Below are 23535 nucleotides of genomic sequence, written 5' to 3' on the forward strand. Positions count from 1 at the left end.
AAATAGCAGGCTCTCATATGGAGAGTCTGCTATTTTTTGTCCATTTATTAAATAATGCAGCTGCTGCAATTCCAGATATCATGACGACAATGCCCCATTTCAGATAAGGAGGCGTGTATTTAATGGTCACTTTCTGGTCAGTCATCTCAACAGGTATACCTGTCATCAAATAATTAACCGGTTCAATAGGACGTTCCTCACCATCTACTATCGCCTTTAAACCATTGACATACGGCATAGGTACTACAAGCGTGCCTTTATCTCCTTTTAGATTCACCTCATAGGAGAATCTTTTCTTTATCAGTTTCAATGGCTGATGCTTATACTTCTGGTAAGCGTTCTTCAGGACGGAGTAGTCCTCACCCTGCAAACTAATTAAATTAATTCGATACTTGCCTTTCGGGAAACTAATACGAATCTCATCAGCGGCTTTAATATTCATGACCACATCTTTTGATTCTCTTCTATATTTGTAATTTTTTTTCGGCTTCATCAGCTTCTTCTCATTTACTTGAATATAATAATCTTTGTCTTGCGGGACAATAATATCTGACTTCATCGTTAAATAGAGTTCAGTGTAAGGTGTTATTTTTTGCTTGTTCAATTTAATGATGAGGCTACCTTCTTCTCCGTCGACAGTCAGTATGCTGTTACGCCAAGTCGCCTGTTCAGCAGTCAACTGAGTCCCTGCTAGAAGATCAGGTGCTCCAAAATGTCCAGCCGCTCCCTGCTCTTTTACGACCCCTTCTAACATGGCCCGCTCTTTCTCAAGCGGCGTATGTAATGAAGAAGCAGCAAATACTTTATCAGCCACTCTCACACTTGGTAAGGGATAAGGATTAGTTGACACTTCGTACTGACTACCCCCTGCCTGAAATTTGCTGTGCTTGTCAAAAAGGGTCGGATGATCACCTGACGCTGTAATAAAGTCATCTACATTATACAGACTCGCTAAATTCGTCCGTCCGGATAGCATGGCATAATAACTATTTTTCTGTTTATGCTGTGCAATCTTTAAATCTTCTTCGTAGAACTTCAATATTTGTTTATCAAATATACTTGAATACAGCATCGTACCATTGAAACGGTAATACATGGGCAGATTGACCGACGAATTATCTGATAAAGTAATACGTCTTAAATCATCTACCTGATTTTTTTTCAGTTGATTGATGGCTTGCTGCATCTGTTTGTTATAAACATGCTCCGTCATATAGTCAGTCGTTTTAAAATATTGATGCTGAATACCATAATGATAATCTTGAATCAATGTTAACTGACAGAATGCGACCGCTAAAACAATTATATTCATCAACCACTGACCTCTATATTTTAAATAACAAGCCATGAGGATGATAATGACTGGGACATAAAAGAGCCAGTATTGAAAGTCCTGTTGAACAAGGACGGAAATCATCAGGATAATAACTACCGGCAGCGATGCACTCAGTAGTTGTCGTATGGATAGTTCAGACAGATGCTGTATAAAGAGACCTGTCAATATAGCAGTGGCGAATGCCAGTATATAGACCCATCTGCGCTGCGACATCGAGAATCCATTAAACATACTGCCTACATAAGGTGTCAGTGAACCAACCATCATTATCCACGTAATAACTGAAAACAGACGATAATAGTAATAGCGGTAGAGCGAAAAGCTGCACAATGCAATCGCAGCGACAAAAATCACTACCAGGTGGAATCCACCGTAGAAGAGATTATTCTTTGCCGACCAATCAATCAGCAAAGGAACCTTTAATTTTTCGAGCGTACGGTCATTATGAAGAAATGAACTGACACCTGCTATAAAACCAATATTACCCATCATAAAACCTATGACTGCACTCACTATCACTGTAAGCAGTGCCTTAACTCCAGGCAATATATCTTGATCATGTTGACGCACGAGACGAAGTAAAAAGTAGATGCCTACTGCAATCATCTCGTAATAAGCCAAATAAAAATTTGAAAAGACTGTAATTGCTATGCTCAAAATAAAAATAAGCGGCTGATTACGGCGTAGAAGTCGTTCAAGACCAAGTATGCTGAGCGGCAGGTAAACCATGACATCACTAAAGAAAGACCAAGTATAGGTAAAATAATAAAATATGGTCGACCAGCTATAGAGTATGCCACTGATCAATGCACTTCTATGCTTCATACCGATTTCTTTTGCTGCATAATAAGCCGCCGCAAAAACTAATGTGCATTTGATGATAGCCGTGACATATTGCATATCCACCAATTGTTTTACGACTGAATGATGATCGAACAACTGGTAAAAGAAGAGCAGGATAAAAGTAATATAAGAAATGGGTGACGTGGAATAATAGTAGCTGAGATTAGTGAAATAGTCTCCTCCTAATCCAAAATCAGGTGCGTACCATATACCGGAATGCTTAAAATGCTCAAATAAATAGAGCTGAAAGGGAATCATCTGCTTTAAACCGTCACCCTTACCGATATAGAGTACTCCTTCTGCTATATAGCGGTAAATATCAGGTGCATAAAAAATTAAACTCATCATTAATCCGATGAATAGAATACGAATAAAACGTTTTAACATATATTTTCCCTCTGATTCTGTCTATATTTACCTTCGTCATTATAGCAATTCCAACTGTTTAAACAAAATAATTACCGGTTAATCTCCATGATTCACCGGTAATTATTTTAAGTATAGAGTTTTGTAGAAAAGAATTTAAGCAGTTCTTTGCTCTCAGCAGAACGTTCCTTACGCTTGATAGCACGTATGGCACCTGTTTCATTCAGCCATTTCTGGTCCTCTTCTTCAGCATAGACTTCAGGCACCTGAACAGGACGATTATGTTCATCCAGTGCTACGAATGTCAGAAAACTAGTTGCTGCCAGTTCCTTTCTATTCTCTAGAATATTCTCAGCAATCACTTTAACGAATACTTCCATTGAAGAGTTACCCGTGTAACTTACAACTGCGACCATTGAAACGATATCTCCCGGACGGATCGGTTTAACGAAGTCGACTGAATCTGTAGATGCAGTAACAACTGAATATCCGCAGTGTCTTGTAGCTGCTATAGAAGCTACATCATCAATGCTTGCCATCAACTTACCACCAAACAGTGTATTATGATGATTGGTATCAGATGGAAAGACCTGCTGCGTCTTAACAGTGCGAGACGCTGTCATGGATTTTCTTTCTCTCATTGAATGGACCTCCTTCTCTATAAAATAAAGGAGATAGTTTCCTATCTCCCGAAGTGTCCTTATTTAGTGAACGTCATCTGCAAATACTTTCTTCTCGAGTGCTTCTTCCGGTGTATCAATAATGTCTGCTTCTTTAGAGTCAAAAGCAGCTCTTAAGAAGAACATCAGCATACCGCCGAAACCAATAATCGAGAAAAGAAAGGCGATAACCACAAACCACATCATAGCTACTGACATGTCCAGCCTCCTGCTCTTATCATGATAAAATAATCATATCATTATATACCCAAAATTAAAACGCCCAATTACCTTTAATGAAAATAGGTTCTTCCTGCCCGCTTTCAGTAATACCGCTGATGTTCATCTCTGCGCTACCGATCATAAAGTCCTCATGTGTAATAGATTGATTGAGACCTGCCGCATCAAGTTCAGCATCATCCATCTCTTTGCCACCTTCCAAACAGAAAGGATAAGCAGATCCTAACGCTAAGTGACATGAAGCATTCTCATCAAATAATGTGTTATAGAATAAAGTCTGGCTATTTGAAATTGGTGAGTCATGGGGCACAAGTGCCACTTCACCTAGTTGCACCGCATTTTCGTCTGACTCAAGGAGACCCTTTAAAATATCATGACCCACTTCAGCATGATAATCCACTACTTTACCGTCTTTAAAGGTAAGCGTGAAGTTATCAATAATGTTCCCGCCATAACTTAAAGGCAATGAATTTTTCACTACACCATTAACCTGATCCTGATGGGGAACTGTGAAAACTTCTTCCGTAGGCATGTTCGCCATAAATTCAGTACCAGCTGCACTGATAGAAGATGCTCCGCACCAAATATGTCCCTCTGGCAATCCAATAGTCAGGTCTGTTCCAGGTGCTGAGTATTTAAGTGCTTTATATGATTTTTTATTTAAATATTCTGCTTTAATATGCAGGTTTTTATTATGCTCTTCCCATGCTTTTACAGGGTCCTGTTCATTGGCACGGACTGTATACAGCATAAGTTCAAGTAATTTATCAACCGCTTCTTCAACGGGAAGTTCAGGATAAACAAGTTGTGCCCAGGCTTTAGAAGGATAAGCTGCAACTGTCCATGCAAACTGGTCAGATTGCATCATACGCATATACTCACGATAAGCATTACCATACGCACGCATCATCGCTCCGACTTTATCCGGATCTGCTTCCTTCAGATTCTCAGGACTTGATGAAATCAACGCCAGCTGTGCTGCACCGTCACGTGCATAATCCATACGCTCATCCACTAAGTATTGCGGTACACTTTCGAATGCTTCCTGCGGACGATACTGAAGATTCAGCTGCGCTAAACGGTCATCACTGTAGCTTACCTTCACATCTTCTGATCCTGCCTTATACGCTTCCTCAACAATAAGATGAACGAAATCAGCCGCATCGACGGTTGCACGAATATAGACGCGCTGCTTAGGCTGAACATTCATCCCGACCTTCACTAAAAGCTGTGCATATAACTTTAATCTTTCATTCTGATTTTCTATCATGCTGTTCTCCCCTTTGATATCTTCTATTTTCTAAGCTGACCTAAAGCATCTGTAATAGCTGCAATCTCACTTGGTGAAATATTATCGCGCTTCATCACCATATCGTATAGATCCTGTAAATCTTGCTGTTTTGAAGCATCTATATCTTCAGCATTAATAACACCCTTATTGATCAGCTTTAACTTGGTTGTAATAGCTGTCAGCATTTCTTCATTCGTCATAATTGCCTCCTCAGATTAACATCTGTCAATAAATTTTAAAATTTCATCTGCAACAAGTTTACCATATTATATATTAGGATATATAATAGTATTATCAACACATTAACTTATTGGAGGAATCATCATGAATAACAAATTAATTCCTGGTATGCTTATCGGCGCTGCTGTAGGTGCTGCTGTAGCAATGATCGACAAGAACACACGCTCTTCTGTCAGAAATCAAGTAAGCAATGCAAATGAACTTCGCAAAAATCCATCAGATGTGAAAGATAAATTTTCAGGTATCAAAGAAGAGGTTCTTTACTGGAAAGATCAAATCGAAGAAATTCGTCGCAATAACCCAGAACTCGAAAAAGCAATTCTTGATACTAAAGATATGTTAACTAACAAAAAATAAGACCGGCTTGTAATTTTATAAATGAGGAGTGATTCATTTGGCAAAAGACCAAAAAAGCTCTTCTAAATTCCTGACTCAGGCGGCCAATCCGTCTGAGTCTAATCATTTAGAAGAAAATTATGTAGAAACTCAGAAATTCAAATCGAAAGATGCTAAAAAAAATGACACAGAACTTCATGTGTCTAAAATCAATAAACCTGTCAAATACAAAGAAGATGGCAATTTCTTCCAACGTCTTTTATACCGTATCGGAAAAGATGATGCAGCGGGTCTATCGGCTCAGCTTGCTTATTATTTCTTACTTTCACTTTTCCCATTACTTATCTTCTTATTGACTTTATTACCTCTTTTTAAATTAAAACCTGAAACTATTACAGACTTTATTGCCGGCAATGCACCCGGTGATTCTGCAGATACCATCAACACTATCATCAGTGATGTGATGGCAAATTCTTCTGGCGGTTTACTGTCATTCGGTTTAATCGCTGCCCTCTGGACAGCTTCGAATGGTATGACAGCGTTAATGAATGCCTTTAATGTCTCTTATGAAGTAGAAGATGCCCGTAATCCAGTAGTTGCTAAGTTACTGAGTGTCCTCTTCACTGTTATTATGATTCTCGTCATCGCAATCACACTTGCATTGCCTGTATTCGGAGAACAATTAGGTAATGTTCTATTCGGAGCAGTCGGTCTCGGTGATCAGTTTATCTGGGTCTTTAATCTGATTAAAGTCATATTACCCTTAATCCTGACATTCGTTGTCTTCACAACGCTCTATGCAATTGCGCCTAACATTAAGCTTAACTGGAAATCAGTTCTGCCAGGTGCACTGTTTGCTACTATCGCATGGTTGGGTGCCAGTTATCTATTCGGACTCTATGTTAATAACTTTGCTAACTACTCTAAAACATATGGCAGTATCGGGGGCGTAATCGTACTGATGACCTGGTTGTACTTAACAGGTTTCATCATCATCATCGGTTCTCAGATTAATGCTATTTTGCATCAGAAAAAAAACAATCAACTACCAGCGAATCGATAGGAGATAACAATGACTTTACTTGATGATATTTTAGGCTTTAACGAGAACTTTGTAGCAGATAAAGTTTATGAAAGTTATGAGACATCTAAAGTACCGACAATGAAAGCTGTTATGCTGACTTGTATGGATACACGTCTCCTTGATTTATCAACAAAAGCACTTGGTTTTAAAAACGGTGACGTTAAAGTAGTTAAAAATGCAGGAGCCACTATTACACATCCGTATGGTTCTACAATGAAAAGTCTCCTGGTCGGTATTTATGCTCTAGGTGCTGAGGAAATTATCATCATGGGTCATAAAGACTGCGGTATGGGTGGTATCAATGTAGATCAAGTGCTAGGTACGATGAAAGAGCGTGGCATAAAAGATGAAACAATTTCTGTACTTGAACACTCAGGTATTGATTTAAATCACTTCCTCGGTGGTTTCTCAGATGTCCGCGAAAATGTTCGCGCCAACATTGATATGGTATTTAATCATCCTTTATTTGACCAGTCAGTACCTATCCATGGACTTGTAATCGATCCTCATACAGGTGAAGTTGAATTAATACAGAACGGTTACGACAAAGTAGTCAGTAATTAATAAAAACACATTCCATTTTGTGGAATGTGTTTTTATTTTGAATCTAACGTTCTGTCAGATGGTGTTTAAAAGCGTAAATCACCGCCTGCGTACGATCCTGAACCTCTAGTTTACTTAAGATATTGCTGACATGCGTTTTAACTGTCTTGATTGTAATATGGCTCGCATCTGCAATTTCCTGATTTGACATTCCTTTAGCAATCAACAGAAGAATTTCCATCTCTCTTCCTGTCAGCATTTCATAAAGTTCTGCTTTCTGCTGAAGTCGGTTACGCATTTTAGTCATCACTTCAGCTTCAAATACCGTCTCTCCTGCATAAGTTTTACGAACGACTTCTGCAATTCTATCAGCACTTGAAGTCTTCAGTATGTAACTGTCTACTCCTGCATCTAATGCGGCATAGACTTCTCTATCATTGATAAAACTCGTCAGCATAATGACTTTAATTTCCGGCATAGCACTCTTAATAATAGTTGTCGCTTCTATACCATTCATCGGTTCCATCACCATATCCATAAGAATGACATCCGGTCGAAGTTTCTGAGCCTGTCTCACGCCTTCTTGGCCATCGCCGGCAGCACCGACTACCTCGATATCAGACTGTGTCGACAAAAAGCTGGATATACCAATTCTGACCATCTCATGGTCATCTACGAATAATACTCTCATGCTCATCCTCCTCATTAATTGGCACTTTAATCTCTATACGCGTCCCGCTCTCAGGTGCTGATATAATCTGGCAGCTGCCACCAATCTCCAGTGCCCGTTCTTTCATCGTATTAATACCGTATCGAGTCTCATCCCGCAGTGCCATATCAAATCCTTTTCCATCATCTGCAATTCTCAGGATGAGACTGCCATCAATCTGGAACAATTCAATCACTAGTCGTTCTGCGTGGGCATGACGTAATGTATTGGATATTGCTTCCTGAGTAATTCTGAACAACTGATCTTCTATCCCTTTAGTCAAATTAATGAGTGCCAGATCAAGCTGGATATCTAACTGCGTCTTCTGTTTTAAATCCATCGTTAAATCTGTGATGCCATCAATCAATGACTTATTTTGAAGAGCGAGAGGTCTCAAATGAAGGAGTAGTGCCCGCATTTCCTGCTGAGCCTCATGCAGCATGCGTTCAAGTAAATCAATCTGCTGTCCCATCTCGGTATCGACTTCTCGAGTTTTCAGTGCTGATAGCATCATACTTGCAGCAAATAACTGCTGGCTGACTGAATCATGTAATTCACGAGCAAGTCGCTGCCGCTCCTCTTCAACAATTTTTTTGACGATTTGTTCATTGACATCACTAGTCGCTATCTGATTCTGATATTTAATCGTACGTAAAGTTTCATTCAGCTTGATGATACTCGTCATAACTTCCTCTGTTTCTGGATGAAGCTCAATATGATCCGAACTGCGTATCGCGTATCCGTCATCAATCGCACGAATCTGTTCCTTTAACCAGGCATACTGCTCGTTCTGCTTATAGGCTACAAGTGACCCCATAATGATACAGGATAATATAACGATAACATTGAGTAATAAGAGTGCCGGTACGCCAACAATATGAGAATTCAGCATTCCTTGAAAGTAGATGATATTGGTGAAAATACGGTCAAGAACATAAAAGACAAATAGCAGGCTGTAAACCAAAATCAGCATCACGCCTATAAAACGGGTGTAGTTGTTCATCGATGAATAACCTCCAGATCACCGATAATAGAAGAGACCATTACTTTAATAACGACACCGTTCTGATACGCGGGTGTTAAATAAGTAAGTCGCTGGTTTTTTGAGCGTCTTCTAAACTCTTCGTCTATAGATAGCTGTCCATATAGAGCTGAGTAATCTACTTTCACCTGATAGTGATGAGGTACAATGATCGTCGTCTTACCGAGCAGCTGGTGGACCACAATAACATTGCCATCCTTTAAATTTGCAGCCATCGTCAGATCGATCAATATATCTCCGATAGCATGCTGCAAATGAATATCATCAAATTTATAGACTTCATCAGGCGTCTTCTTCATATTAAACCAGTTTTGTTCTGACACACGTAAATCATTGCTTTCCACTGTAATCACTGCCGGCTGACGTCTGGCAATAAGATAGCGGATAGATAGAATGATTAAAAAACTGAATAATAAAATCAGCGTATACGGATTCGACAGCATACCAAAAGCTATCAGAACAAACCCTATCCACAGTAAAACTAGTCCTCTTAATTTCTTATTATAAAACTGGCTGCTATAGATGAGCAGGAACCCTACTAGAAGAACCAGTATCATGCCTGTCTTCATAAAGAACAAATAATATAAGTTTGAGATAATCAATAAAATAATAAATGTAATTAATATCTCGGTCGAAACAAGCTGTTTCACATACTCACTTCTCTCTCATTCAACTTCTGCAGCATCATTATCTCATATTGCACTTCTTCTTTCATCGATTCAATCATAGCCAGAGAGATTTCTATTTCATATAGTTCATTGTCGAGCTGATTCAGCTTATGAATATGCGTCATTCTATTAGAGCGAAACTCACGTTTGCTCCCATCTTCCGAGTCAAAAACTGTCAACTTAAAGTTATAGTGGTCATATTGTGTAAGCAATTCCTGCTGCTCACTTGACTTGGCCGCTTTCTGAACATTTAACTCAGTTAGTTTATGCTGCAGTTCAATCATTTTATCGAACAGACTATGACTTACCGCTTGCTTCACTGTACGTGTCAGTATAGATGTAATATGGCTCATGCTCTCATCTCCTTATCCCCTACATTATAAAAAAAGTTCCTCATAACGTAAAACGTCTGAGGAACGATTTTATTCTCATACTTTAGTCGGAGATGCGCTCTGTTAATAACAGCGGACCATCCTGAGTCACTACGATAGTATGTTCAATTTGTGCAACGAAACTTTTATCTTTTGTCTCGAAGGCCCAGTCATCTTTGCCATCCCCTACAATTGTAGCTTTGGAAGAAATAAACGGCTCTACTGCGAGTACCATGCCTTCTTTTAATAAAATTTTATCGTGTGGATCATAATAGTTCAAAACGTGCTGAGGTTCTTCATGCAGACTTGTCCCGATACCATGACCTGTCAGATTTTTAATCACTGTCACACCATTTTTACGGGCTGTCGCATTGACGGCGCGACCAATCTGACTGAGTTTAGTACCTGGTTTCACTTTTTTCATCGCCTCTTCAAAAGCCATCAAGGCAACATCTACGACTTTTTGTTTTAATGGATCTGAACTCTCTCCTACTACAAAAGAGATACCTGTATCTGCATAGTAACCATCTTTACAGCCCGATACATCGATATTGACCAAGTCGCCTTCTTCAATGACACGTTTACCGGGTATACCGTGCGCCACTTCTTCATTGACACTGATGCATGTATAACCTGGGAAATCATATTCCGTAATAGGGGCTGATTTAGCACCTAGTTTATCAAACATTTCACCTGCAATATTATCTATTTCTTTCGTGGTAACACCCGCAACAGTATGTGCTTTAAGTGTGTCCCTGATTTCTGCAACAATCTGACCGATTGCCTTTAATTTGTCGAGTTCTTCGTTCGATTTAATAATCATCTAATCTCTTCTTTCATTCGTTTGTCTCTATATTATAGCAAATATTTAATGGTATACTAAAATAAAAAACAGGATGATTCATATGAGCTTTAAACATATCCTTGGTCCACGCATCATAAAGACGGGACTTGCAACCTTTTTAACTGCTTTAATATGTCAGCTTTTGCATCTCCCTGCTATATTTGCTGTTATCACTTCTATAGTTTCCATTGAACCGACTGCAAAAGCTTCTCTTAAAAAAGCCTATATTAGATTTCCGGCATCCATTCTAGGGGCCTTTATTGCTGTTATGAGCACTTATTTCCTAGGTGACTCACCTCTTTCATATAGTCTTGCAGCGACGCTCACCATCATCGTCTGCTATCAGCTGAAATTATTCGATGGCATGTTAGTGGCCAGCCTGACTGCTGTGGCCATGGTTCCTAATATTCATGATGCTTTTGCATATAATTTCTTTTCAAGACTTGCAACAACGACTATTGGACTCACTACAGCCGGACTTGTGAACTATCTTGTACTGCCACCTAAATATCAGAATCAGATACAGGAACTCATCAGAGCCATTGAGAATGACAGCAAAAAGTTATTCATCCAGCGCAGCAAAGAAATATTGATCGGTCAATTTAAATCGGCTGCAACCATCCGCCAAATAGAAATGATCAATACAAAAGTGAGTAAAGCACATCAGCTCATTAAGTATGAGCACGAAGAATACCAGTATCATAAAGATCTGACACGTAAAAGAACGATGACTGAGCTGGAAAAGAAATTACAGATCAATCAACTGATTATTCTTCACCTGTCCAATATGATTTATTTACCTGCTGACCAGTACTTTGATTTCACTGCAGAAGAAAGAGAGGCCTACGTAAAAATATTAAAAGCGATGGAGCGGCGAGCCGCCATTCCTCCCGCTGCTCTCTCCACCTTTAAATCAAGCGTTAAAAACCTCTCCGAATTTGATGATAATCAGCTGAAAAGTCATTTTATCTATGAACTTCTAATGATCCAGAAACTAATAAAAGACCACTGACAAGTGGTCTTTTACTAGTTAGAAACGCTTGAATAGAACATTGTTCTCAAGGTGCACATGATTGAATGTATCTTTCTCAAGCTGTTCGAGTCGTGAGAAGACAAGGCGGTAAGTCCCACATGCATCCATCGGCGGTGTGAAGTCGTGTGTCAATTCTCTTAGACGCTTAAGTGCATTACCTGCATTTTCGTGTTCTGTTTCAAGTTCATCGATATGCGGTTGCAGCTGGCTACGTAAATCTTCTGTCGGGGTGTGAGTATAATTAATAACGAGTGGGAATACATTGTCATCTTCATCCTGTGTATGATCCAGCAGTTCATTTTTCAGTGCGGTAAAAACTTCTTTAATTTCAACAAGTTCAGGATGACGTTCACCGTGTACACGCGCTACTTTTGTGACGTAAGGCGTTAAGTTCTTCATTTCTTCACGTAGTGGTATGTGATATTTATTCTGGATGTAATTAATCAGGCTCGCATTATCAAGATATTGAACATCCAGTCCTTCTCCTGCACTATTCGTCTGCAGACTATTGATTTCTTCTAACAGTGTATCAAGTGATTCACTCTTATCATTCACTGCTCCGGATAATGGAATCTGTCCGCCACAGCAGAAATCTATTCTGTTATTTCTGAATATATCTGCACTCTTTGGAATTTCCTTAACAATATCTGCAACTAACATGTCCTTAGTAATCATGGAATTGCCTCCTGTAGTTTTCTTTTCTGAACACTTATGATTATACACCCTAAAGATATATTATATATACATCTTTACGAACGTTCTTAATTTTGTCATAAATAAGACGTCATATCCTTTTGGATATGACGTCTTATTTTGAAGTTATTGTTGTTTCTCTTCTTTTTTGTCGCCTGGTTTATTCTCCAGTTGTTCTCTCACTTTACCGTCGACCAGACCAGGTGTATCATCTTTCATACGTTTGGATGAAGTTTTTGCATCTTGCTCTGCCATGATAAACCCTCCTATCAAATAGTGATAGTTAACTTTACCCCTTAAATAGCGACTTAACCGTGGTACTATTTTTCTGATAATAGACGATCAATGATTACTTTTTTTGCATTTTCTTCAGCTACATTATTATTTTCCAAAGGCCCAAATTCAATATTTTTCCGCTCACAAGCAGCCTGCAGCAGATAATCAGTGATTTCATGATTCTTTGGTAAGATCGGGCCATGCAGATAAGTACCGAGTAAATTTTTATAATGCAGGCCTTCTTTTTTATCTGTATCATTGTTACCGTATCCTGAAATTACATCTCCGAGTGTCCCGTAATTGTGATAAGTACGTCCTCCATGATTTTCAAAACCGACAATCTGACCAAATGTTGCTGATTCTATGACGATATTACCTGTCAGACGTTCTTTTTCTGATTCTGTATAGAAGTCCAGAATATTCAGGCCCTTTAATTCGTGTCCATCCGGTGTGACATACTTCTCACCTAGGAACTGATAGCCTCCGCAGATTGTCAGGGCAGGTACACCATCCTCGATTGCAGACTTAAACTCATCTTTAATTTTGAAGAGTTCCTGTGTAGCAATCGCCTGCTCCCGGTCACTTCCTCCACCGATAAAGAGAATATCTGCATCTGTTAATGACAGACCTGCTGTTTCTTTGACATCTGTTACTTTGACATCAATTCCGCGCCATTTCGCGCGTTTGGACAATGCAATAATATTGCCGATATCACCATATAAATTCAGTTTATCCGGCATAAAATGATAAATATGAATCGCTGTCATTAGTGCGCCTCCTTAAAGTATGTCGTAAGTGTCGTATGCATAGGTTCAAGTGACGTATAGTTAGGAATACAGACAGTATAGCCCGGCAGTTTCATCGCTTTCAATGTCGCCTGTTCTATCGAACGTTCCACTACTACTTCTGCTGAAATTTCAGCATACTTCAGTCTGACAGCGAGTTCTTCTGCACGATTACCCGTGCAGATGATATGGCTGATTGTCTGTCGCTCCAGCTTCTCAAAATCAGCATCCCATATCCATGAAATATCTCTGCCATCTGCTCCATTGTCATTTAAGCTGATTAAATAAGATTTATTACCCTCAATTTTCTCACCGACTGACAGACTCGCATTTAATCCAGCAGGATTTTTGGCTAAATTGATAATTGCTTCTTTATCAGCATTTGAAAAATACTGCATGCGACCATTGTCAGAGGCATAACTTTCGAAACCTTTTCTGATGGACTCATCACTTAATCCCAGCTCTCTAAGCACGCTGTAGGCAGCAATAATATTAAAGACATTGAAATCACCAGCGAGCTTCATATTAAATGTTTCATCATTTATTACAGGCACTAAGTATGGATTCTCTGACAGCTCTTCTACTTCATACTTAGGTTCTGCACGATTGAATCCACATTGACATGTATAATGGCCGATCTGATTGTAGTGAATCGCCTCGTAGTTCAGCAGACGACCACAGTTCGGACAATACTTACTTTCTATCATAGTACTCTCTTCAAACTGATGAATACCTGCTTTCATTCCATAGTAAACGACTTCCTGACTTGCGATTTTAAGTCGTGAAACGAATGGATCATCTGCATTTAAAATCAATTTAATCCCTTTATTTTTGATGTGATCTGCTATGCGATCAACTAGGATATCGATTTCCCCGAATCGATCCATCTGATCCCGGAAGAAATTTGTAAAGACCATCATTGTCGGTGTCATCTCATTCAGAACACGCGGAATAGAGCCTTCATCGATTTCAATGATGGCAAGTTTTGTATTCTTTTTTGACTGGGCAATAAAACTTGAAGTGATACCTGCCGCCATGTTGGCACCTTCAGTATTATGAATGATGTCAATACCATTCACCTTAAGCGTATGGCCGATTAAATTAGAAGTTGTGGTCTTGCCATTCGTACCTGAGATAAAGACGACATCATCTACAGCAGATGCCAGTTTTCTCAAGATTTTCGGATCAATCTTACGTGCCAGCTGACCGGGTAAATCTGTTCCTCTTTTACCTGCAGCGATACTTGCCTGTCTCGCAATTTTTGCGATAAATTTAGCTGAAAAAGTTCTCATAATGACCTCCTTGATTAACAATTTATTATAACATTTGACAGTAAGAAATTATATCTATAAGAAATACAGTTTTTTATGAATACGTGTTCATTATAGACTTGAGTCACGCACAAGTCCGTGATAATATGTAATTGAAAATGATTATCAAACTCACAATAGAAGGTGTCCTATATGCTTCATGCAGCAAATGCCCAAATTGGCAATACTTATTCAGTTAAATCTATGTCTTTCGACAATCCCGTGCTGATGCATCGCTTGAATGCTCTAGGTCTTACGGTGGGCAGTCTGCTCAAAGTCCAGCGTAAGAGCTTGTTCAAAGGCCCTTGTGTCTTCGATGTTGATGGTCAGCATATTTGTATACGCAATTGTGATGCTTGCAAGATTATACTGGAATCTACTCATGACTAATACATTTTGTATTCTAGGCAACCCCAATGTAGGGAAGACCTCACTCTTTAATGCACTGACTGGTTCTTACGAATATATCGGCAATTGGAGTGGCGTTACAGTCGAGAAAAAAGTAGGTAAACTTAAAAAAAACTATGGCAATCTTGTCGACTTGCCCGGTACGTATGATTTACTTCCTATCTCAAAAGATGAGGCTGTCGTCACGCGTTTTCTTCTTCAGGAAGATTTTTCAGGCATGATCAATATTGTCGATGCCTCACAACTGCGCAGAAATCTATTACTGACGATTCAGCTGATGGAATTCGGTGCCCCGATGCTGATGGGACTTAATATGGTGGACGTCTCAGCTAAGCGCGGGCTGCATATCGATATTAAATTGCTGATGCGCCGGCTTCGTATTCCTGTTATTCCTGTTATTGCACGGACAGGTAAGGGCACTCACGAAGTGCTTGAGGCATTCAACGATCATAATCTATCAGCAGCGAGAATGACCATCCGCTATGATGAACAGATTGAATCAGCTATCCAGCAGCTGTTACCTACTTTCAGTGACCTCCCCTTAAATAGAAGACATCATCGTTTTCTCGCTGTTCAGTATTTAATGGATAATCCAGCTGTACTGGATTTTATTGGTCCCAGCGCAACCCGGCAAGAAATAAAGGATCAGCTTAATCTTCCAGTTAAAGAAGCTATTTTAAAAGCACGTCAACAGAAAATCACGGAACTACTCGATGGTGTTATCACTAAGCCTGCTGAGCAGAAAACTTATCTGACAGAAACAATCGATAATATCGTGACACATAAATACTTAGGTATGCCTATCTTCCTCTTTCTGATGTGGCTTATATTCCAGACTACCTTCACCTGGATTGGAACACCGTTATCAGATCAGCTCGATGGCTTCTTCGGCGGACCGTTGACAGACTGGACTAAAGAGCTCATGACACAGTTAGGCATTGTTCCTTTTCTACAAAATCTTATAACGGATGGTATTATTGCAGGCGTCGGCGGTGTACTTGTCTTTGTCCCTCAAATACTTGTCCTCTTCTTCTTCATCTCTTTACTAGAGGATTCAGGTTATATGGCACGAATTGCAGTTATTATGGACCGATTGATGGAGTTTTTCGGTTTAAACGGCAAATCTTTTATACCGATGATTATCGGCTTCGGTTGTAACGTTCCAGGTATTATGGCGGCACGTAGCATTGAGGAAGAGAAGGAACGCTTGACGACAATACTGGTCGCACCTTTTATGTCCTGTTCGGCACGACTACCGGTCTATGCACTTTTTGCAGGTATCTTTTTTAAGGAAAATCAGGCACTCATCGTACTAAGTCTCTATGTCATCGGTGTTGTCGTCGCTTTATTGATTAGTTTTATACTGTCTAAAACTGTGCTTAAAAATGACACCTCTATTTTTGTCATCGAGCTGCCACCTTACCGTTTGCCATCTCTTAAAACGCTATGGCGCAGCACATGGGAAAAAGGAAAAGGATTCGTCAAAAAAGCGGGTACTTTTATCTTCGGAGGTTCAGTATTGATCTGGCTCCTGAACTATACAGGTCCTGGCGGTCTGAATGTAGATATTGATGATAGTTATCTCGCAATGATCGGCAATATTTTTGCTCCGCTGCTAGTACCACTTGGTTTCGGCACATGGCAGGCAGGGGCTACACTGATTCCTGGTTTTCTGGCGAAAGAAGTCATTGTCAGTGCAATGGCTATAATTTATGCGGTCAATGATGATGCACTGATACAGGTCATCCACAGCCAGTTTACACCGCTATCAGCTTATACCTTTATGCTATTTATCCTGCTTTATATTCCGTGTCTATCGACAGTCGCTGCTATTAGAAAAGAAACGACTTCATGGAAATGGACATTTCTTGCGATGCTGTATCCGATTGCCATTGCTTATATTCTAACTTTTGCTGTCTATCAGATCGGCAGCTGGTTTATCTAAGGAGGCACTTATGTCATTACTCATCAATTTATTGCTCACTCTTCTCATCTTCGGCTATGCCATTTATACACTCATTAAATTTTTCAAAAAATCAAAAGAAGGCAAATGCAACAGCTGTTCAGTCAACCAGGATTGCGGTTGTCATACACCAGGAGACAAACCTTTATAGGGTTGTCTCTTTTTTTGTATAATAAAGTAGAAGGAGGCTTGTGATGAACGAATTTATAGCGCTTGATTTCGAAACCGCCAATGGACAGCCTGCAAGTATTTGTAGTGTCGGCATGGTCAAAGTCCAGGGTAATATGATGACCGAGACTTTTTACACTCTCATTAATCCAGAAACATATTTTTCAAAAGGTAATATAGCTGTACATGGTATTCGACCTGAAGATATCGAAGATGCTCCTACCTTCCCTGAAGTCTTCCCTTATATGATGGATTTTATCGGTGACCTGCCTGTCGTTGCACACTTTGCTCGTTTTGATATGAATGTGCTCTATCAATCAATAGAGAGATACGAGCTGGATATACCTCAGCTTCCTTATTTCTGTTCTTGTAATATGGCGCGTAAAACCGTCAAAAATCATAGCTACAGCTTAAAAAATATGATGCAGTTCTATAACCTTGATTTCCACGGACATCATCATGCATTAAATGATGCCAAAGCGAGCGCCATGATCACACTACGGCTTCTTAAACATTATGATTCGCTTGAAGACTACTTGAAGCGTCATCGTCTCTATTTATCTGGTCTAAGATATAAAACATCCAAAAAGCAACAGATAAACCGTTATAATGAAACGCTATCTGCGATTAAACCTATGGCCGAGACCTTTGACATCAGTCACCCCTTCCATGATAAACAGATCGCCATATCAGGCACTTTACATCTGAAACGTAAAGATATCGTGCAATATATCGTTAATCACGGCGGTCAGTATGAAACTGATATTGAAAAAGCTGATATCTATATTTTCGGGAAGCAGAAAAGTGATAAGCCCTCTGCTCAAGATAACGCTGTTACAAACCGTCTTGCCAGAGGAGAGGATATATTATTGATCAGCGATGACAAACTGCGTCAGTTAATTGAATTTTACCAATAAAAAAACATGTCCCGCGGACATGTTTTTTTATTTACGTATAGTTCTACCTGTCATATTATGCTTAATACTTGAACGTGAAACAGGTCTCTCCAGTTTATGGTCAACCCAGAATAAAAAGGCAGCAAGTGCGACTATACCTAGCAGCTTCCATAGATCAAGACCATGTTGCCATGTATCCATAATAAATAAAGCCGTTAATAATGCTGTAATTGCAATAATCGAAAATTTAAACTTCATCTCACTCACTCTTTCGTTGTATAAAATCATATATAGTCATATTTTCGAAGCTCTTTTCTTTTAAATTCCCCATTGTGACGCCGATTAAACGTATCGGCCGCTCTGTCGATTTAAGTTCTGTATATAGACGATAGCTGATATTATAAATATCAGCCGGCTCAGAAATAGGATCAGGTAGTTTCATCTGTTTAGTTACCGTCTTAAAATCGAACTCTTTCAGTTTAACGGTTACTGTATCACCGACAAGTCCATGTTGGCTCATTTTTTCACTGACTTGCTGTGATAACTTCCTGATAACTGCAAGAATTTCTTCATCCTCATTCTTATCGACTTCAAAAGTAGTTTCTTTACCGATGGACTTGCGTACTCGCTCAGATTGCACCGTATCATCACCTTGTCCACGTGCATAACGAAAAAGCTTCGGGCCCCGTTTACCGAACCAATTGATCAGATCACGTTCACTCTGATTAAATAAATCTTGTCCTGTATGAATATCAAGTGTTTTCATGCGTTCTTCAGTCACTTTTCCAACACCAGGAAAATCCCCTATTGGGAGTGGCATCAATATATCATGAACATTACCATGATGAATAATAGTCAGTCCATTAGGTTTATTCATACCTGATGCCATTTTTGCGAGAAATCGATTATAGGACACGCCTGCTGAACAAGTCAAATCTGTCGCTTCAAGTACATCTTTTTTTATGAAGTCTGCAATTCGTGATGCGGGCATATCACGTCTGACAAGATGAGTAATATCAAGATAGGCTTCATCTAATGAGACAGGCTGGACATAATCTGTATAGCTCCTGAAAATATCCATAATGATACTCGATACTTCCCGGTAGATATTAAATCTTGGTGTGACATAATAACCGTCCGGGCAAAGCTGATGAGCGCGAGTCATCGGCATAGCTGAATGCACACCGAATTTTCTCGCCTCATAGCTAGCAGTCGAGACAACACCTCTTGAGCTGGATTTACCTCCTACAATGACAGGTTTTCCTTTCAAGCTTGGACTATCACGCTGTTCTATCTGCGCATAGAATGCATCCATATCAACATGAATGATTCGTCTTTCCATCTTCTATCCCTTTAAGGTCATCTTACAGACTGCTTCGACATGGGTGGTCTGAGGAAACATATCTACAGGCGTAATTTCCTCAATGTGATATTTCTCCTTCAGCAGCTGTATGTCTCGCATTAATGTGGACGGGTTACAAGATACATAGACGATGCGCTCAGGTGCTAATTCCAATAAAGTCTCAAGAAAAACAGCATCACAGCCTTTTCGTGGTGGATCGACCATAACAACATGCGGTTTAATGCCTTCCTGCTGCCACTTTACAATTATATCCTCTGCTCTACCTGTTTCAAAATGTGTATTCGCCAGATTGTTGTTCTCAGCATTGCGCTTTGCGTCCATAATGGCTTTTTCAACGATTTCAACCCCGTATACGCGTTCAGCATGACTTGCCATAAAGAGACCGATCGTACCGATACCGCAATAAGCATCGATAACATTCTGACGTCCTGTCAATTCTGCATATTGGAGTGCCTGATGATACAGTTTCTCTGTCTGTGCGTGATTGACCTGATAGAAACTCGTATCTGATATCTCAAATAACAGGTCATCCAGTCTGTCGTGTATGTGATCATTTCCTTTAATAGTTTTAGACTGATGCCCTAGAATAACATTCGTTTTATCAGGATTAATATTTTGACGCACACTGGTTACAGCAGGGAACTGAGTCATTAATTCGTCAGCAATCGCTTCTATGTTCATCATTTTATGACTTTTAGTGACAAAGACTACCATCGTTTCATTGACTTTCGTACCACTTCGAAGAATGATATGTCTTAAATTTCCTTTATGCTTTCGTTCATCATAGATACTCACCTGATATTTCTCAAGCAGCTGTCTTATCACATTCATCAGGTGATCATGGCTTTCCTTCTGAATCAGACATTCTTCAATCGGAACAATGTCATGTGAGCGTGGTTTGTAGAAACCAGTGACAATCCCGTCCTTATATTGGACAGGCAGCTGACTTTTATTGCGATAGCGCCATGGATGCTCCATACCCATAATCGATTTCACTGGTACATCCAGCTTAGTCATCTTCTGTACTAGATTTTTGACCTGGTTTTCCTTCATTGTCAACTGTGCATCATAATTCAGATGCTGGATATTACAGCCTCCGCACTGCTGGTAGTAAATACAGGGTGGTGTCACGCGGTCCTGACTCTCTTCTTCAATCGATATCAGTTTGCCGATACCAAAACCTTTGTTCTGTTTAATCAGTTTAAAAGTGATTTGCTCATCTTTAACGACATGCGGTATGAATATCGGATAGCCGTCTATTTTAACAACGCCATTACCTTCATGTGTATAGTCAATAACAGTGCCGGTTAATATATCATTTTTTTTCATTCATTTCTCTCTTTCGTATTTACTTCTACTGCTATGAAGTGACCTTCCAGTTCTTCAATGGTAACGGCCGGATAGTTATCAATCACTTGTTGTGCATGCTTACTTGTCTTAATACGGTACAATCCTTCTTCTGTAAATCTGAACGGCCATACCGGTTTGAAATCTGCACCTTCTTCTTTGATATAGTTGATGACCGTCTCTCTGACATCAATATCTTCCGTTACTGCTGTCTGGTCTCTTAAGAACGGTGTAAAGTTCGCCCGGTAATCGTTCGTCAGTACAGTATATATAGTATCATTTTCAATTCTATGACCTTCAAATGTAATATCTCCGACTCTTTCACTGTCACTGATCTGAATACCCGCATGATTATAGCGGGCAGGTTGATGAAGGTCAATCACATAGTCCAGCTCATAGAAAATATCCATATTATAGCTCGGGAATCCTGCGACTGATTGATTGTCTTTCAGGAGGTATTCATCTTGGTAAAGATTAAAAGCAGAAGCACTCCATTCAAGCCATTCTTTGAGTATTGCTCCAGTCACTTGAACCGCTGTCAATTTATTCGGAAAGCGATAAATACTGATGGCATCCTTAAGCGTAATATCTCCTGGTGGAATCATTACGTAATCATTGACACCATCCCGTCCTGCTTTTAGTGGTGCTGATGTTGAAATTAAGTTGGCAGTCATTCCGTATTTATCTATATATGCTTTTTTTCCACTTCTCGCCACAACTTCGACCGCCGTACTTGGCAGTACTTGACTGAAGAAACTGTCGATATAATGTGATGATGCACCTATCTTCTCCTGAATATAATCAAGAACAGCTTCATGAGTCTCACTATTCAACTGGACGAGCGCATCATCGATATCTGAATGATTTTTCAGTTCAATGACTGATGTCTGTCCTGAAACCACTTCAAATCCCTCAGCTGTCCGCTTCAGCTGTAGTTCAATTTTACCCAGATGACTTGCAAACGATGCCGGTTGCACAGCATAAACATGATGGATACGGCCGTCCTCAATATAATCAGCAGTCACATCATCTGATGGGAATAACTGATGTGTATGGCCGAATATGATCGCATCAATATCAGGTATCGTCGTTAATAAGTGCACTTGATTCTCAAGACCCAGTTCATTATTTTGGCAAGCATCGAATCCAGTATGACAGAGACAGATGACGATATCACATTTATTCTTAAGTTCAGGCACACAATTTTGTACAGCCTGATACATATCTTCAACCTTCACCTGATTCTCCAGCCACTTGTCATCCCACATCATAATCTGCTCGGGAACTACACCAGTCACGCCTATTTTAACAGTGGTGCCGTCATTGAATGTTCTGTCAATAATCGTATATGGCGGAAATAGATAACTGCCATCCATTGTTCTTACGTTACAGTTTACGACTGGAAAATCAGTTTCTGACATTGTCTCTTTCAAATAATCGAGCCCGTAGTTAAATTCATGGTTGCCGAGCGTCATTGCGTCATAACCAATTGCATTCATCATGTTAATAATCGGATGTGGCTGCGGATGTTTATCTGCTGCATAATCTGCTATCAGACTGCCTTGCAGGATATCTCCATTATCGAGTACGACAGTCGCGATATCATTAGCGCTATTCTGTTGTCTCAGTGACTTAATTGTGCTGCCTGCAACAATCAGACCGTTTGTCTGCTGCTCACTCTCCATAAAATAGTCATAAAGACTGATGTGTGCATGTACATCGGATGTACCAAGAATCATTAATTGATATTCCATCTATCTCCCGCCTTTCTCTTTTATTTTATTCTACTCCTTATTCATTGTCACATAGATTAGGCGCATCCAATACGGGTATAGTGAGAACAAGACTATGACAAAGGAGTTTTTATGATGTATAACGATTTAAAAGATAAAGTTGCCCTTATTACAGGTGGCGCTTCAGGAATCGGTAAAGCGATTGCTGAACGCTATGCTGCTGAAGGTATGAAAGTTGTCATCAACTATCGTTCTAGAGAAGACGAAGCACAGGAACTTGTTAAGTCCATCAAGGACAAAGGCGGGGAAGCGATTGCCCTGAAAGCTGATACAACGAATGAAGAAGAATTTCTGAATTTATTTAAAGAAACAATTGATTATTACGGTGCGCTACATGTAATGGTCAACAATGCGGGCATGCAGGAAGACATTATCAGTCACGAAATGAAAACTGAAGAATTCGATAAAGTAATGAATGTTAATTTACGTGGTACATTCATCGGTTCCCGTGAAGCGATTAAACACTATATGGAACGTAAATATAAAGGTGTCGTTATCAATGTATCAAGTGTGCATGAAATCATTCCATGGCCACATTACGCGCAGTATTGTGCAAGTAAAGGCGGCGTTAAATTACTGACACAGAGTCTTGCGCTTGAATACGCACGTGTGCAGATTCGTGTGAATAACATTGCCCCAGGTTCAATCAATACACCGATTAATGCTGAGAACTTCTCTACTGAGGAGAAGAAGAAAGAAGCTGATGGTTTTGTACCAATGGGTTACGTTGCTGAACCAGAAGAAATGGCGAATATTGCTGCTTTCCTTGCCAGCAAAGAATCTAAGTATATCACAGGTCAGACGATTGTCGCAGACGGCGGTCTATCACTCTACCCTTCTCATCGTAACTGGGAATATGATGAACTCGCTGCAGAATTTACTGATAATCTATAAACAGAAATAAAGCGTGCCAGATGGCACGCTTTAT

The 23535-nt window shown here is 39.7% G+C and carries 26 protein-coding genes and 1 pseudogene; 9 read left to right on the top strand and 18 right to left on the bottom strand.

What is annotated here, in order from left to right:
* Positions 1 to 13 precede the first annotated feature (13 nt).
* The 5 genes from ERX37_RS09220 to ERX37_RS09235 all read right to left on the bottom strand — a co-directional run bounded on the left by ERX37_RS09220 (position 14) and on the right by ERX37_RS09235 (position 4935).
* Entirely contained in the window at positions 14 to 2566 is a 2553-nt protein-coding gene (locus tag ERX37_RS09220; protein WP_133430385.1) for a YfhO family protein, read from the bottom strand.
* Between the two features lie 107 nt (positions 2567 to 2673).
* Positions 2674 to 3186, bottom strand: coding sequence for an acyl-CoA thioesterase (locus ERX37_RS09225; protein ID WP_133430386.1), 513 nt, complete (start codon positions 3184 to 3186; stop codon positions 2674 to 2676).
* A gap of 63 nt (positions 3187 to 3249) precedes the next feature.
* Positions 3250 to 3423 carry a hypothetical protein gene (locus tag ERX37_RS11460; protein ID WP_165982029.1) on the bottom strand — a complete coding sequence of 58 codons (174 nt, stop codon included), beginning with the start codon at positions 3421 to 3423 and terminating at the stop codon, positions 3250 to 3252.
* A gap of 55 nt (positions 3424 to 3478) precedes the next feature.
* On the bottom strand, positions 3479 to 4714 hold the full coding sequence (locus ERX37_RS09230; RefSeq protein ID WP_133430387.1) for an aminopeptidase: 1236 nt from the start codon (positions 4712 to 4714) through the stop codon (positions 3479 to 3481).
* 23 nt (positions 4715 to 4737) lie between these two features.
* A complete protein-coding gene (locus ERX37_RS09235; protein ID WP_133430388.1) occupies positions 4738 to 4935 on the bottom strand; it encodes a DUF1128 family protein in 198 nt (65 codons plus the stop codon).
* 124 nt (positions 4936 to 5059) lie between these two features.
* Here ERX37_RS09235 and ERX37_RS09240 point away from each other — a divergent pair, with 124 nt between their 5' ends.
* From ERX37_RS09240 to ERX37_RS09250, 3 genes are read left to right on the top strand one after another with little or no spacing between them, the layout of a single operon-like run.
* Positions 5060 to 5332 carry a YtxH domain-containing protein gene (locus tag ERX37_RS09240; RefSeq protein WP_133430389.1) on the top strand — a complete coding sequence of 91 codons (273 nt, stop codon included), beginning with the start codon at positions 5060 to 5062 and terminating at the stop codon, positions 5330 to 5332.
* Between the two features lie 37 nt (positions 5333 to 5369).
* Positions 5370 to 6374 carry a YihY/virulence factor BrkB family protein gene (locus ERX37_RS09245; protein ID WP_133430390.1) on the top strand — a complete coding sequence of 335 codons (1005 nt, stop codon included), beginning with the start codon at positions 5370 to 5372 and terminating at the stop codon, positions 6372 to 6374.
* A 9-nt stretch (positions 6375 to 6383) separates the two neighbouring features.
* Positions 6384 to 6959 carry a beta-class carbonic anhydrase gene (locus ERX37_RS09250; RefSeq protein WP_133430391.1) on the top strand — a complete coding sequence of 192 codons (576 nt, stop codon included), beginning with the start codon at positions 6384 to 6386 and terminating at the stop codon, positions 6957 to 6959.
* Positions 6960 to 7002: 43 nt separating this feature from the next.
* Here the strand turns inward: ERX37_RS09250 and ERX37_RS09255 are convergent, their stop codons facing one another.
* The 5 genes from ERX37_RS09255 to map form a co-directional block, all read right to left on the bottom strand.
* The gene (locus ERX37_RS09255) at positions 7003 to 7635 is read right to left on the bottom strand and encodes a response regulator transcription factor (protein ID WP_133430392.1); all 633 of its coding nucleotides are present in this window, start codon (positions 7633 to 7635) and stop codon (positions 7003 to 7005) included.
* Positions 7607 to 8650, bottom strand: coding sequence for a sensor histidine kinase (locus ERX37_RS09260; protein ID WP_133430393.1), 1044 nt, complete (start codon positions 8648 to 8650; stop codon positions 7607 to 7609). The genes ERX37_RS09255 and ERX37_RS09260 overlap by 29 nt, the downstream gene beginning before the upstream one ends.
* Positions 8647 to 9339, bottom strand: a complete 693-nt coding sequence (gene liaF / locus ERX37_RS09265; protein ID WP_165982030.1) for a cell wall-active antibiotics response protein LiaF — start codon at positions 9337 to 9339, stop codon at positions 8647 to 8649. The genes ERX37_RS09260 and liaF overlap by 4 nt, the downstream gene beginning before the upstream one ends.
* Positions 9336 to 9710: a hypothetical protein gene (locus ERX37_RS09270; RefSeq protein ID WP_133430395.1), complete on the bottom strand. Its 375-nt coding sequence runs from the start codon at positions 9708 to 9710 to the stop codon at positions 9336 to 9338. The genes liaF and ERX37_RS09270 overlap by 4 nt, the downstream gene beginning before the upstream one ends.
* Before the next feature lie 82 nt (positions 9711 to 9792).
* Positions 9793 to 10551 (bottom strand): type I methionyl aminopeptidase, encoded by a 759-nt coding sequence (gene map, locus ERX37_RS09275; protein ID WP_133430396.1) that lies wholly within the window; start codon positions 10549 to 10551, stop codon positions 9793 to 9795.
* An 82-nt stretch (positions 10552 to 10633) separates the two neighbouring features.
* Here map and ERX37_RS09280 point away from each other — a divergent pair, with 82 nt between their 5' ends.
* Positions 10634 to 11584: an FUSC family protein gene (locus ERX37_RS09280; protein ID WP_229713226.1), complete on the top strand. Its 951-nt coding sequence runs from the start codon at positions 10634 to 10636 to the stop codon at positions 11582 to 11584.
* Between the two features lie 18 nt (positions 11585 to 11602).
* On the opposite strand, the gene scdA is transcribed toward ERX37_RS09280, so the two are convergent.
* The 4 genes from scdA to murT all read right to left on the bottom strand — a co-directional run bounded on the left by scdA (position 11603) and on the right by murT (position 14651).
* On the bottom strand, positions 11603 to 12280 hold the full coding sequence (scdA, locus tag ERX37_RS09285; RefSeq protein WP_133430398.1) for an iron-sulfur cluster repair di-iron protein ScdA: 678 nt from the start codon (positions 12278 to 12280) through the stop codon (positions 11603 to 11605).
* Between the two features lie 144 nt (positions 12281 to 12424).
* The gene (locus tag ERX37_RS11725) at positions 12425 to 12553 is read right to left on the bottom strand and encodes a hypothetical protein (RefSeq protein WP_268234329.1); all 129 of its coding nucleotides are present in this window, start codon (positions 12551 to 12553) and stop codon (positions 12425 to 12427) included.
* A gap of 65 nt (positions 12554 to 12618) precedes the next feature.
* On the bottom strand, positions 12619 to 13341 hold the full coding sequence (gene gatD, locus ERX37_RS09290) for a lipid II isoglutaminyl synthase subunit GatD (RefSeq protein ID WP_133430399.1): 723 nt from the start codon (positions 13339 to 13341) through the stop codon (positions 12619 to 12621).
* On the bottom strand, positions 13341 to 14651 hold the full coding sequence (gene murT, locus ERX37_RS09295; protein ID WP_133430400.1) for a lipid II isoglutaminyl synthase subunit MurT: 1311 nt from the start codon (positions 14649 to 14651) through the stop codon (positions 13341 to 13343). The genes gatD and murT overlap by 1 nt, the downstream gene beginning before the upstream one ends.
* Before the next feature lie 246 nt (positions 14652 to 14897).
* Here murT and ERX37_RS09300 point away from each other — a divergent pair, with 246 nt between their 5' ends.
* From ERX37_RS09300 to ERX37_RS11640, 4 genes and pseudogenes are all read left to right on the top strand, one after another.
* Entirely contained in the window at positions 14898 to 15059 is a 162-nt protein-coding gene (locus ERX37_RS09300) for a FeoA family protein (RefSeq protein WP_229713228.1), read from the top strand.
* Complete coding sequence (gene feoB, locus ERX37_RS09305; RefSeq protein WP_133430402.1) at positions 15052 to 17022, top strand: ferrous iron transport protein B; 1971 nt, start codon at positions 15052 to 15054, stop codon at positions 17020 to 17022. Before ERX37_RS09300 ends, feoB begins: the two co-directional genes overlap by 8 nt.
* Positions 17023 to 17032: 10 nt before the next feature.
* Positions 17033 to 17191 carry a FeoB-associated Cys-rich membrane protein gene (locus ERX37_RS09310; protein ID WP_133430403.1) on the top strand — a complete coding sequence of 53 codons (159 nt, stop codon included), beginning with the start codon at positions 17033 to 17035 and terminating at the stop codon, positions 17189 to 17191.
* A gap of 43 nt (positions 17192 to 17234) precedes the next feature.
* Positions 17235 to 17735: pseudogene (locus ERX37_RS11640) on the top strand (3'-5' exonuclease); the annotation flags it as partial.
* A gap of 417 nt (positions 17736 to 18152) precedes the next feature.
* On the opposite strand, the gene ERX37_RS09320 reads toward ERX37_RS11640, so the two are convergent.
* Genes ERX37_RS09320 through ERX37_RS09335 form a run of 4 tightly spaced genes read right to left on the bottom strand, consistent with a single transcriptional unit; the run spans position 18153 to position 22568 of the window.
* The gene (locus ERX37_RS09320) at positions 18153 to 18362 is read right to left on the bottom strand and encodes a hypothetical protein (RefSeq protein WP_133430404.1); all 210 of its coding nucleotides are present in this window, start codon (positions 18360 to 18362) and stop codon (positions 18153 to 18155) included.
* Between the two features lies 1 nt (position 18363).
* The gene (gene dinB, locus ERX37_RS09325; protein ID WP_133430405.1) at positions 18364 to 19446 is read right to left on the bottom strand and encodes a DNA polymerase IV; all 1083 of its coding nucleotides are present in this window, start codon (positions 19444 to 19446) and stop codon (positions 18364 to 18366) included.
* 3 nt (positions 19447 to 19449) lie between these two features.
* Positions 19450 to 20796 (bottom strand): 23S rRNA (uracil(1939)-C(5))-methyltransferase RlmD, encoded by a 1347-nt coding sequence (gene rlmD / locus ERX37_RS09330; protein WP_133430406.1) that lies wholly within the window; start codon positions 20794 to 20796, stop codon positions 19450 to 19452.
* The gene (locus tag ERX37_RS09335; RefSeq protein WP_133430407.1) at positions 20793 to 22568 is read right to left on the bottom strand and encodes a 5'-nucleotidase C-terminal domain-containing protein; all 1776 of its coding nucleotides are present in this window, start codon (positions 22566 to 22568) and stop codon (positions 20793 to 20795) included. The genes rlmD and ERX37_RS09335 overlap by 4 nt, the downstream gene beginning before the upstream one ends.
* Positions 22569 to 22682: 114 nt before the next feature.
* On the opposite strand from ERX37_RS09335, the gene ERX37_RS09340 reads away from it, so the two are divergent.
* Positions 22683 to 23501 carry a glucose 1-dehydrogenase gene (locus tag ERX37_RS09340; RefSeq protein WP_133430408.1) on the top strand — a complete coding sequence of 273 codons (819 nt, stop codon included), beginning with the start codon at positions 22683 to 22685 and terminating at the stop codon, positions 23499 to 23501.
* Positions 23502 to 23535: the final 34 nt, after the last annotated feature.

The organism is Macrococcus hajekii (genome assembly GCF_004359505.1).
In the GTDB taxonomy this organism is placed as follows: Bacteria; Bacillota; Bacilli; order Staphylococcales; family Staphylococcaceae; genus Macrococcus; species Macrococcus hajekii.

Excerpts from the sequence above, each read along its gene's own strand:
- ERX37_RS11725 (WP_268234329.1), bottom strand. The coding sequence starts at position 12,553 with ATGGCAGAGCAAGATGCAAAAACTTCATCCAAACGTATGAAAGATGAT.
- ERX37_RS09340 (WP_133430408.1), top strand. The coding sequence starts at position 22,683 with ATGTATAACGATTTAAAAGATAAAGTTGCCCTTATTACAGGTGGCGCT.
- ERX37_RS09220 (WP_133430385.1), bottom strand. The coding sequence starts at position 2,566 with ATGTTAAAACGTTTTATTCGTATTCTATTCATCGGATTAATGATGAGT.
- ERX37_RS09310 (WP_133430403.1), top strand. The coding sequence starts at position 17,033 with ATGTCATTACTCATCAATTTATTGCTCACTCTTCTCATCTTCGGCTAT.
- ERX37_RS09300 (WP_229713228.1), top strand. The coding sequence starts at position 14,898 with ATGCATCGCTTGAATGCTCTAGGTCTTACGGTGGGCAGTCTGCTCAAA.
- ERX37_RS09235 (WP_133430388.1), bottom strand. The coding sequence starts at position 4,935 with ATGACGAATGAAGAAATGCTGACAGCTATTACAACCAAGTTAAAGCTG.
- murT (WP_133430400.1), bottom strand. The coding sequence starts at position 14,651 with ATGAGAACTTTTTCAGCTAAATTTATCGCAAAAATTGCGAGACAGGCA.
- rlmD (WP_133430406.1), bottom strand. The coding sequence starts at position 20,796 with ATGAAAAAAAATGATATATTAACCGGCACTGTTATTGACTATACACAT.
- dinB (WP_133430405.1), bottom strand. The coding sequence starts at position 19,446 with ATGGAAAGACGAATCATTCATGTTGATATGGATGCATTCTATGCGCAG.
- ERX37_RS09270 (WP_133430395.1), bottom strand. The coding sequence starts at position 9,710 with ATGAGCCATATTACATCTATACTGACACGTACAGTGAAGCAAGCGGTA.
- ERX37_RS09225 (WP_133430386.1), bottom strand. The coding sequence starts at position 3,186 with ATGAGAGAAAGAAAATCCATGACAGCGTCTCGCACTGTTAAGACGCAG.
- map (WP_133430396.1), bottom strand. The coding sequence starts at position 10,551 with ATGATTATTAAATCGAACGAAGAACTCGACAAATTAAAGGCAATCGGT.
- feoB (WP_133430402.1), top strand. The coding sequence starts at position 15,052 with ATGACTAATACATTTTGTATTCTAGGCAACCCCAATGTAGGGAAGACC.
- ERX37_RS09250 (WP_133430391.1), top strand. The coding sequence starts at position 6,384 with ATGACTTTACTTGATGATATTTTAGGCTTTAACGAGAACTTTGTAGCA.
- ERX37_RS09255 (WP_133430392.1), bottom strand. The coding sequence starts at position 7,635 with ATGAGCATGAGAGTATTATTCGTAGATGACCATGAGATGGTCAGAATT.
- ERX37_RS11460 (WP_165982029.1), bottom strand. The coding sequence starts at position 3,423 with ATGTCAGTAGCTATGATGTGGTTTGTGGTTATCGCCTTTCTTTTCTCG.
- ERX37_RS09230 (WP_133430387.1), bottom strand. The coding sequence starts at position 4,714 with ATGATAGAAAATCAGAATGAAAGATTAAAGTTATATGCACAGCTTTTA.
- scdA (WP_133430398.1), bottom strand. The coding sequence starts at position 12,280 with ATGATTACTAAGGACATGTTAGTTGCAGATATTGTTAAGGAAATTCCA.
- ERX37_RS09320 (WP_133430404.1), bottom strand. The coding sequence starts at position 18,362 with ATGAAGTTTAAATTTTCGATTATTGCAATTACAGCATTATTAACGGCT.
- ERX37_RS09335 (WP_133430407.1), bottom strand. The coding sequence starts at position 22,568 with ATGGAATATCAATTAATGATTCTTGGTACATCCGATGTACATGCACAC.
- gatD (WP_133430399.1), bottom strand. The coding sequence starts at position 13,341 with ATGACAGCGATTCATATTTATCATTTTATGCCGGATAAACTGAATTTA.
- ERX37_RS09240 (WP_133430389.1), top strand. The coding sequence starts at position 5,060 with ATGAATAACAAATTAATTCCTGGTATGCTTATCGGCGCTGCTGTAGGT.
- ERX37_RS09260 (WP_133430393.1), bottom strand. The coding sequence starts at position 8,650 with ATGAACAACTACACCCGTTTTATAGGCGTGATGCTGATTTTGGTTTAC.
- ERX37_RS09280 (WP_229713226.1), top strand. The coding sequence starts at position 10,634 with ATGAGCTTTAAACATATCCTTGGTCCACGCATCATAAAGACGGGACTT.